Source organism: Streptomyces carpinensis, from assembly GCF_002154505.1.
Taxonomy (GTDB): Bacteria; Actinomycetota; Actinomycetes; order Streptomycetales; family Streptomycetaceae; genus Streptomyces; species Streptomyces carpinensis.
This window is the reverse complement of the sequence record NZ_MUBM01000280.1, coordinates 1-8,368: the sequence shown is the minus strand read 5'-3', so window position 1 is coordinate 8,368 and position 8,368 is coordinate 1. Positions and strand designations below refer to the sequence as shown.

Sequence of the window (8,368 nt, the reverse complement as noted above, 5' to 3'; positions counted from 1 at the left end):
CAGCTGCTGGGCGCGCTGCAGTCGGGCAGCGCCGACTACGACGTGGTCAACCTGGACGTGACGTGGGTGCCGGAGTTCGCCGAGGCGGGGCTGATCCGCCCGCTGCCGTCCGACGGCGCCGTCGACGACGACGTCGTGCCCTCGGTGGCCGGCACGGCCCGCTGGAAGGGCCGGGTGTACTCGGCGCCGTTCAACAGCGATGTGGGGCTGCTCTACTACCGCCGCGACTACCTGCGTCAGGCGGGCGTGCAGCAGACCACCCTCGGCCCCAAGCCGGCCTGGCAGAACCTGCTCAGCCTCGGCGACACCCTCGACGCCAACCCGCCCAAGGGCTTCGAGAAGACCTGGACGACGCAGCTGGCCGCGTACGAGGGTCGTACGGTCAACGCCATCGAGGCGTTCGCATCGGCCACGAAGGACTTCTCCCTCACCGACGACTCCGGCCACTACACCGGCGACCTGCAGGAGCTGACCGACGGCATCGCGGAGCTGCGCCGGCGCACCGGGAAGCCGTACACCCTGGACGACGCCGTCGACTCCGACGAGGCCGCCTCGCTCAGCGACTTCGCGGACGGCCGCACCGCCTTCCTCCGGCAGTGGCCGTACGCCTATGGCACGCTCCACCAGACCTTCACCGACCAGCAGCTCGGCGTGGCGCCGCTGCCCGGCCGGGCGGTGCTCGGCGGGCAGAACCTGGCGGTGACCCGGTCCTCGCCGCGGCCGGGGAAGGCGGCCGACCTGATCGCCTTTCTCACCAGTGCCGAGAGCGAACGCTGTCTGCTGGACGCCGGCTTCGCCGCGACCCGGACGTCCGCGTACGAGTCCGACGACGTCAAGTGCACCTCCGCGCCCACCGCGGGAGCGGGTGGTGGTCCTTCGGCGTCACCCACCGGGGAGAGCACCGACCGCATGCCCCGCGACGCCGCCGGTCGCCCGGAGTACGCCCGCCGCATCCTGCTGCCCGCGCTGCGCGACGCGGTCCCGCGCCCCCGCACCCCCCTCTACGGGGCCTTCACCCAGACCTTCACCACCGTGCTGGGCGACCTGTTCACCGACGACCCGCCGAGCGACGCGGTCCTGGCCCGCCGGCTGGACAAGGCACTGCGCAAGGCGCTGCCGGACTGAGCGGCCGGACGGATGGGGCGACGGGACCGATGAGCGGCCGGACGGAGAGGCCGCCGTGTCGTCGAACCGCGGCCTAGCGGTTCTGGACGGCCACCTGCTGGGCGGGCGCGGGGGCCGCGGCCCTCGCCGGTCCCGCGTTCGCCGCGGTGACCAGGGCGGCCACGGCTATCAGGGCGGCACCGAATCCTCTGACGTGACGTGCGGAGATGCGACCTTGGCGCGCGACAGTGCGTCCGGGCACGGCAACCGACCTCGCAGCGGCGGTGAACGACAGTGACGGATTAATTGCGTTTAACGCGCTCTCCAAACTACGGGGTGACGGGGTCCAACCGGAAGAGTGCCAGGGGGAGTTGGGCGGTCGTGGGTAAAACGTCCGGTGCTGACGACAGGTCAGTGAACGGGCCCTCCGGTAAGTGCGCTTACTGGCATGATTAACCGTATGGCGAAGCGGGACGACCCGGAGACCATCGGGCGCAGGGTGCAGCGGCTGAGGCGCGAACAGGGGCTTACCCAGCGGCAGTTGGCGGAACCGGCGTACACGCCCGCGTACGTCTCCACCCTGGAGGCCGGCCGCGTACGCCCCTCCGACGAGGCGCTCCGGCACCTGGCCGAGCGGCTCGGCGTCGCCTTCGACGAGCTGGCCACCGGGCGCCCCGCCCATCTCGCCACCGATCTGCGGCTGCGGCTGACCGAGGCGCAGCGCACGCTGACCGGCGGGGACACCGGGAACGCGGCCGAACAGTACGCCCGGCTGCTCACCGAGGCCGAGGAGCACGAGCTGACCGAGGTCGAGGCCGACGCCCTGCTGGGTCTCGGCGAGTGCGCCCTGGAGAGCGGTGAGCTGGCGACCGGCCGGGAGTACTTCGAGCGCTCCGAACGGACCCTGGCCGACGCACCGCTGCCGGCCCGCGTCCCGGCGCTGCGCGGCCGTGCCGTCTCCCACTACCTGGCGGGGGAGCTGCGCTACGCCGTCTACCTCCTGGAGTCCACCCTCGACGAGCTCAACCGCGGGGGTCTGCACGATCCCGACGCCCTGCTCCTGCTCTACGCCAGTGTCATCGGCCCGTACATGGACATGGGCGCGCACGCGCGGGCCGCCCAGGCGGCCGAGTTCGCCCTCGCCCTCGCCCCTCAGGCGGGCGACCCGGCGCTGGTGGCCCGGATGCACCGGTCGGTCGCGCGGACGCTGCTCGCGGAGGGGCGGATCGCCGAGGCGGACGCCTCGCTGGCGAAGGCCGCCGAGCTCTACCGGCACCTCCAGCTGCGCACCGAACTCGCCAACTGCCACTGGATGCGCGGTTACGTCTACGCGCAGAACGGCGAACTGGAGCGCGCCGAGGAGGAGCTGCGTGCCGCGCAGGACATGCTGACGGCCCGGCGTGCCGCCCTCTACACCAGCCAGGTCGTGGTCGAACTGGCCGACGTGCTGCACCGGCGAGGCAAGTCGGAGGAGGCCGGCGACCTGCTGCGGCAGGTCCTCGGCGATCTCCACTCCGAGCGCGGCGCGGTGCACGCCGCCGCCGCGCACCGCCTGCTCGGCATCATCGCCGAGGACACACGGGACACGGAGGCGGCCGAGGAGCACTACGTGCGCGCGCTGAGCCTGCTGGAACGGGCCGGCGCGGCGGGCGACCTGGCCGACCTGTGCCGGCTCCTGGGCGACCTGCTCCGCCGCACCGGGCGGGTGGAGGCGGCCCTGGACGCCTACCGCACCGGCCTGGGCCACCGCACGGCTCCGGGCACGACCACTCTGGGCCCCGCCCCGGCCCAGCCGCCTCTGTGACGGAAGTGGCTCCTCCTAGGATCACCGCATGGACCCAGTGGCCTTCCGCGCTGTCGTCGTGGTCGTGCTCGCCGGCGTCGGCAGCATCGAGAGCAGGCTCTCCCGGGCCGACCGGCGCATGGCGCGGGTGGAGCGCGAACTCGACCTGGTCCTCGACCACTTGGACCTGCGCGAGGACGACCCGCGGCTGGATGAGGTGTCAGGGCTGGTGCGCGCCGGGAAGCGGATCGAGGCGATCAAGGCGTACCGGGAGGCCACGGGTGCCGGCCTGAAGGAGGCCAGGGACGCCGTGGACCGCATGGCCGCCTGAGCCCGGCGGGCGCGTGCCCCTGTGGGCACCGGGCCGGGCCGTGGCCGATCCCCGGCGAGTACCCGATCCCGTGGGGCCGGGTCAGGCCTGGGCGCGGGCCCGGCGGTGGACGTCGGTCAGGCGTTGCACGCCTGACTGGATCGCGTGGGCGGTGGCGTTGGGCGGGAGGGCGCCGAGAGCGCCTTCGGTGAGGGTGATCGCGTCACCGCCGACACGTACGGCGGCGACTTCGAGGGTGAGTGTGGTGGCGTCCCCCTGGTTCCCTTCGGCGCCCCCGTCCCCCTCGCTCCCGTAGTAGTCGTCGTAGGAGTCGTACGAGTCACTCATGGTGTTCGACTGCCCGGTGAAGGTGATCCGCAGGCCTTGCCGTCCGTCCCCGACGTCCGGCAGATCGAGGCCGGTGACCTGCACTTCCTGCACCCCGGACCGGGTGGTCGTCGCCGAGAACCGGCCGCAGGTCTGCGGCAGCGTCCGCAGCCAGGCCAGCGAGCGGTCCACGTCCGCCGGGAGCCGCGAGAGGACCTGGTAGCGCAGTTGGGCGGAGTCGTCGCCGTCGTCGAAGCCGGTCACCGCGTAGGTGCCGGTCGGGGCGCCGAGCGGCTGGTCGGCGTAGACGGCGTCGAGGAGACGCTGGCAGTCCGGGACATCGGTCCGTGCCTTCAGCACTCCGTCCCGCCAGGTCGCGGCGCCCTGCGTCGGCACCCAGGGCGCGCCCAGGTCGGCCGGGGTGAGCAGCGCGGTCTGCGCCTGCGCGGCGGTGAGCGCGCCGGAGCCCGACAAGGCGGGCGCGGCCGAGCGGGTGGCCATGGCGTCGGCGGCCCGGCCCGACTGCCCGGGCGTGCAGGCGGACGCGGTCAGCAGGGCGGCCGTGCACAGGACGCAGGCGGAAAGGAGCCGGGCGGCCGGGGGACGGTGCATGGCGGTGCCTCCAGAGGGGCAAGCGGCGGCGCGGAGCGGGCGTTTCTCCCACGGCACCACCGAGCCGCCCCGCCCACCAGCGAGCCGGGCCGTACGGGCGAGGGCCGTACGGGTGAGGACCGCCGTCGGCTCGTCCACGCCGCACCCGGTGGGGAGAAAATCCCTCGCCCGTGCGACCGGCCGCTGCTAGCGTTCCGTCCATGCAGCGTGTCGTGCCGTGTCTCATCACGACGACGCCGGAGAGTGTCCCGGCGCGCTGACAGCTGAGCTGAACGAAGCCCCGGGGCGAGTGCCCCGGGGCTTCGGCGTTCTCCCGCTCTGCGCCTCCCGGGCTCCTCGCCCCTCCCGCACCCCTGAGGAGCCCGCCATGCACGACCACCGCCGCCTCGGCCGTGAGCTCGGCCTGTTCGACACCGACCCGTTGATCGGCGCGGGTCTGCCGTACTGGCTGCCCGACGGCGCCGTGGTGCGCCACGCCCTGGAGGAGTACGTCCGTGAGGCCGAGCGCGCGGCCGGCTACCGGCACGTGTACTCGCCCGTCCTCGGCAAGCGTGAGCTGTACGAGACCTCCGGGCACTGGGCGCACTACAGCGACGACATGTTCCCGCCGATGGAGTTGGGCGCCGAGCAGGTCGTCCTGCGCCCCAGTCTCTGCCCGCACCACGCCCTCATCTACCGCTCGCGTTCCCGCAGCTACCGGGAACTGCCCCTGCGGATCGCCGAGCTGGGCGGCATGTACCGCTCGGAGCTGTCCGGCGTCCTCGGCGGGCTGACCCGGGTGCGGGCCATCCAGCTCAACGACGCGCACGTCTTCTGCACCCTGGAACAGGCCGTCGACGAGGCCCGCGCCGCCTTGGGCCTGATCGCCCGCGCCTACGCCGACCTCAGCATCGAGGCCGCACGGTACCGTCTGTCCCTGCCCGGCGACGGCGGCAAGTACGTCGCCGACCCGGGCCTGTGGCGACGCGCCACCGCGCTGCTGAGAGAGGTGCTCGACGGGACCGGTGTCGGCTACGAGGAGGCCGAGGGCGAGGCGGCCTTCTACGGACCCAAGATCGACGTGCAGATCGTGGACGCGGCCGGCCGCGAGGCCACCCTGTCCACCGTCCAGATCGACTTCCACCAGCCCGAACGGTTCGACCTGCACTACATCGGCGCCGACGGCGCCAAGCACCGCCCGGTGATGGTGCACCGCAGTGTCATCGGCAGCGTGGAACGCGCCGTCGCGCACCTGATCGAGCGGCACGGCGGGGCCTTCCCGGCGTGGCTGGCACCCGTGCAGCTGGTGGTGCTGCCGGTGGCCGAGGCGCAGGCGGAGCGCGCCGAGGACGTCGTACGGCAGGCTTCGGCGCGGGGGCTGCGGGCCGAGCTCGCCGGAGCGGAGCACGGCAGTCTGGGGGCCAGGATCCGGGCGGCGCGGCTCGTGCCGTACCAGGCGGTGATCGGGGACCGGGAGGCCGGGAGCGGACTGGCCGCCGTGCGGCTGCGGGACGGGCGCCGGCCGGGGGCCGTGCCCGTCGGGGAACTGCTGAACCGGATCGCGGAACAGGTGGCGGCGCGGGGCACCGGGCTGTGGGAGTGAGGCACCGGCGCATAGGCTCGCTGTGACGGAACGTTTCCCAGGGAGCCCGCCGTGACCGGTCAGCCCACCCCCGCCACGCCCGTGATCATCGACTGCGACACCGGGGTCGACGACGCGCTGGCCCTGTTGTTCGCCGTGCGCCACCCGGGTCTGGAGCTGCGCGCGGTCAGCTGCGTCGCCGGGAACACGGACGTGGACCAGGTGGTGCGCAACACGCTGACCGTCCTGGAACAGGCGGGCGCCCCCGAGATCCCGGTCGCGCGGGGCGCCGAGCGACCACTGCTCGAGCCCCTGCGCACCGCGCACCACGTGCACGGCCGGGACGGCATGGGCGACCTCGGGCTGCCCGCGCCCGGCCGCCGGCCGGTCGACGTGGACGCCGTGTCGCTGCTGCGCCGCGAGATCCTGGCGTCGCCCCGCCCGGTCACGCTGATCCCCACCGCGCCCCTGACCAACATCGCCCTGCTGCTGCGCACCCACCCGGAGGTGACGGGCAACATCGAGCGGATCGTGTTCATGGGCGGCGCGGTGGGCGCCGGGAACGCCACGGCGGTCGCCGAGTTCAACGTCTGGCACGACCCGGAGGCGGCGGCGGTCCTGCTCACCGCCGGAGTGCCGATCACGATGTACGGGCTGGACGTGTTCCGGCGGGTGATCGTCCCGGCCGAGGACGTACGGAGGCTGCGCGAGAGCACCGAGCCGGGCGCGAACCTCGCGGGGCGGCTGCTCGCCCACCGCGACCCGGTCACCTCCGAGGAGAACCCCGCCGGCGGGCTCGGCGACGCGGGCGCGGTCTGCTCCGTCGCCGACCCGGCGGGGCTGACCACGCACCGGCTGCCGGTGGAGGTGAACCTCGCGCCGGGCCCCGCGCGCGGGCAGACGGTCGTCGACCGCCGCCCGCGCCCCGGCGAGGCGGAACTGCACGGCGAGGCCCGCGAACAGCCCCTGGTGGACGTGGCCCTGGACATCGAGGTCGAGCGGTACGTGAAGCTGTACCTGTCCACGGTCGAGAACGCCGGGGCGTTCGGCGTCTAGTCCGTGTCGGCCGCCCGGACCGCCCAGCGCTGCTCCACCTTGGCCGCCTTCCAGTACGCCAGCGCCGCCGCCCACACCACGACGAACAGGCCGACGATGATGTAGCCCACGTGGTCCAGGTCGAGGTCCGCGATCCAGCCGGTGACCTCGTCGCGCAGGTCGAGCTTGTCGTGCAGGACGCCGACGAGCTCGATCGTGCCGATCAGGAAGGCGACGGCGATGGACAGGCCGGTGATGGTGAGGTTGTAGAAGACCTTGCGGACGGGGTTGGAGAACGCCCACTGGTAGGCGAAGTTCATGAACGTGCCGTCCAGGGTGTCGAACAGGCTCATCCCGGCGGCGAAGAGCAGGGGCAGACAGAGGATCGCGTACCAGGGCAGGCCGGCCGCAGCGCCCGAACCGGCCATCACCATCAGCGTGACCTCGGTGGCCGTGTCGAAGCCGAGGCCGAAGAGGAAGCCGAGCGGGTACATCTGCCCCGGCCGTGAGACGGACCTGGTCAGCCGGCCGAGTATGCGGTTCATGAACCCCCGGGAGTCCAGGTGCTGTTCGAGTTCCGCCTCGTCGTACGCCCCCGCCCGCATCGCCCGGAAGACCTTCAGGATGCCCACCAGCGCGACCAGGTTGAGGGCGGCGATCAGGTAGAGGAAGGCCCCGGAGATCGTCGTGCCCATGAAGCCGAGGACCTGGTGGGTGCGCGAGCCCTCGTTCATGACCTTGCCGGCCAGCGAGGTCCCTCCGGCGATCAGCAGGGCGAGGAGCACCACCACGCTGGAGTGGCCCAGCGCGAACCAGAAGCCCACCGACACCGGGCGCTTGCCGTCGGCCATCAGCTTGCGGGTGGTGTTGTCGATGGCGGCGATGTGGTCGGCGTCGAAGGCATGGCGCATGCCGAGGGTGTAGGCGGTGATGCCGAGGCCGATGCCGAAGGCCTTGGTGCCGACTTGGTAGTGCTCGGGCACGACGAGCAGGAACAGGATCCCGAAGGCGACCACGTGCAGAGCGAGGACGACCCCCATCAGCCCGGCGGTCTTGAGGGTGTCCTCGCGCCGCCAACGGAAGGACGGCGGCCGGGCGGGCGCGGGCGTCGGGGCACGTTCGGGCAGGGTCATCGGTCATCACGCTCCAGCACCTCGTGGATCACTTCGTGAGCTGCCGTGGCCGGTCTCCTGGCTTACGGGTGCCTCCCTGCTCGTCAGAGCCGGGGGAGGGTGATGCGTGCCCGGCCCGCCTTCCCGGCCGCCGTACGACGGCCAGTGGCTGTCCCCCGAGGGACGTGGACCTGGAACTCCCCGATCACAGTGGCGAGGGCCGCGTCGACCTTTCATCGACTTCCCGAGCACCACGGCCCGCCCACCGTAGAGGCGGAACGGGTCGCCTGCATAGCTGCACAGCTGCGCAGGTATTCAAGATCACAAGTGTCTGCCTGCGAGGATGGTGGTATGCATCTCGTCCCTGCCGACCGTGCGGACCGTCGGAGCATCGACGGTCACCGGGTGTGCGACGCCATCGCGGCGATCGGCGACGCCGCGCACGTCCGCGCCTGGGCGGACCGCTTCTCGCTGCTCGCCGACCCCAAGCGGCTCGCTCTCCTGCTCGCCCTGCACCGCACCGG

General features: G+C 72.9%; 8 protein-coding genes and 1 riboswitch. Of the genes, 5 read left to right on the top strand and 3 right to left on the bottom strand.

Features of this window, described 5'->3' with window-relative positions:
• Window positions 1-1,125, top strand: a 1,125-nt coding sequence (locus tag BZY54_RS33425; protein WP_086729077.1) for an extracellular solute-binding protein, incomplete at its 5' end; no start/stop codon positions are given.
• Window positions 1,126-1,198: 73 nt separating this feature from the next.
• On the opposite strand, the gene BZY54_RS51140 is transcribed toward BZY54_RS33425, so the two are convergent.
• Window positions 1,199-1,366, bottom strand: a complete 168-nt coding sequence (locus BZY54_RS51140; protein ID WP_158103957.1) for a hypothetical protein — start codon at window positions 1,364-1,366, stop codon at window positions 1,199-1,201.
• Window positions 1,367-1,564: 198 nt separating this feature from the next.
• Here BZY54_RS51140 and BZY54_RS33420 point away from each other — a divergent pair, with 198 nt between their 5' ends.
• A complete protein-coding gene (locus tag BZY54_RS33420) occupies window positions 1,565-2,908 on the top strand; it encodes a helix-turn-helix domain-containing protein (protein WP_086729076.1) in 1,344 nt (447 codons plus the stop codon).
• 28 nt (window positions 2,909-2,936) lie between these two features.
• The gene (locus BZY54_RS33415) at window positions 2,937-3,218 is read left to right on the top strand and encodes a ribosomal protein L7/L12 (protein ID WP_086729075.1); all 282 of its coding nucleotides are present in this window, start codon (window positions 2,937-2,939) and stop codon (window positions 3,216-3,218) included.
• Window positions 3,219-3,299: 81 nt separating this feature from the next.
• Here BZY54_RS33415 and BZY54_RS33410 read toward each other — a convergent pair whose 3' ends face one another.
• Complete coding sequence (locus BZY54_RS33410) at window positions 3,300-4,274, bottom strand: hypothetical protein (RefSeq protein ID WP_341868716.1); 975 nt, start codon at window positions 4,272-4,274, stop codon at window positions 3,300-3,302.
• Between the two features lie 229 nt (window positions 4,275-4,503).
• Between BZY54_RS33410 and thrS the strand changes: the two genes are divergently transcribed.
• A complete protein-coding gene (gene thrS / locus BZY54_RS33405) occupies window positions 4,504-5,718 on the top strand; it encodes a threonine--tRNA ligase (RefSeq protein WP_086729073.1) in 1,215 nt (404 codons plus the stop codon).
• 51 nt (window positions 5,719-5,769) lie between these two features.
• Window positions 5,770-6,753: a nucleoside hydrolase gene (locus BZY54_RS33400; protein ID WP_086729072.1), complete on the top strand. Its 984-nt coding sequence runs from the start codon at window positions 5,770-5,772 to the stop codon at window positions 6,751-6,753.
• Here the strand turns inward: BZY54_RS33400 and nicT are convergent.
• Window positions 6,750-7,865, bottom strand: a complete 1,116-nt coding sequence (gene nicT / locus BZY54_RS33395; RefSeq protein ID WP_086729071.1) for a Nickel transporter NicT — start codon at window positions 7,863-7,865, stop codon at window positions 6,750-6,752. The two genes, BZY54_RS33400 and nicT, sit on opposite strands and share 4 nt — an antisense overlap.
• Window positions 7,866-7,895: 30 nt before the next feature.
• A riboswitch (cobalamin riboswitch) is annotated at window positions 7,896-8,115 on the bottom strand.
• Between the last annotated feature and the right edge of the window lie 253 nt (window positions 8,116-8,368).

What these genes read in the sequence shown, in the direction of transcription:
- BZY54_RS33420 (WP_086729076.1), top strand. Translation starts at nt 1,565, where the DNA reads ATGGCGAAGCGGGACGACCCGGAGACCATCGGGCGCAGGGTGCAGCGG.
- BZY54_RS33415 (WP_086729075.1), top strand. Translation starts at nt 2,937, where the DNA reads ATGGACCCAGTGGCCTTCCGCGCTGTCGTCGTGGTCGTGCTCGCCGGC.
- thrS (WP_086729073.1), top strand. Translation starts at nt 4,504, where the DNA reads ATGCACGACCACCGCCGCCTCGGCCGTGAGCTCGGCCTGTTCGACACC.
- nicT (WP_086729071.1), bottom strand. Translation starts at nt 7,865, where the DNA reads ATGACCCTGCCCGAACGTGCCCCGACGCCCGCGCCCGCCCGGCCGCCG.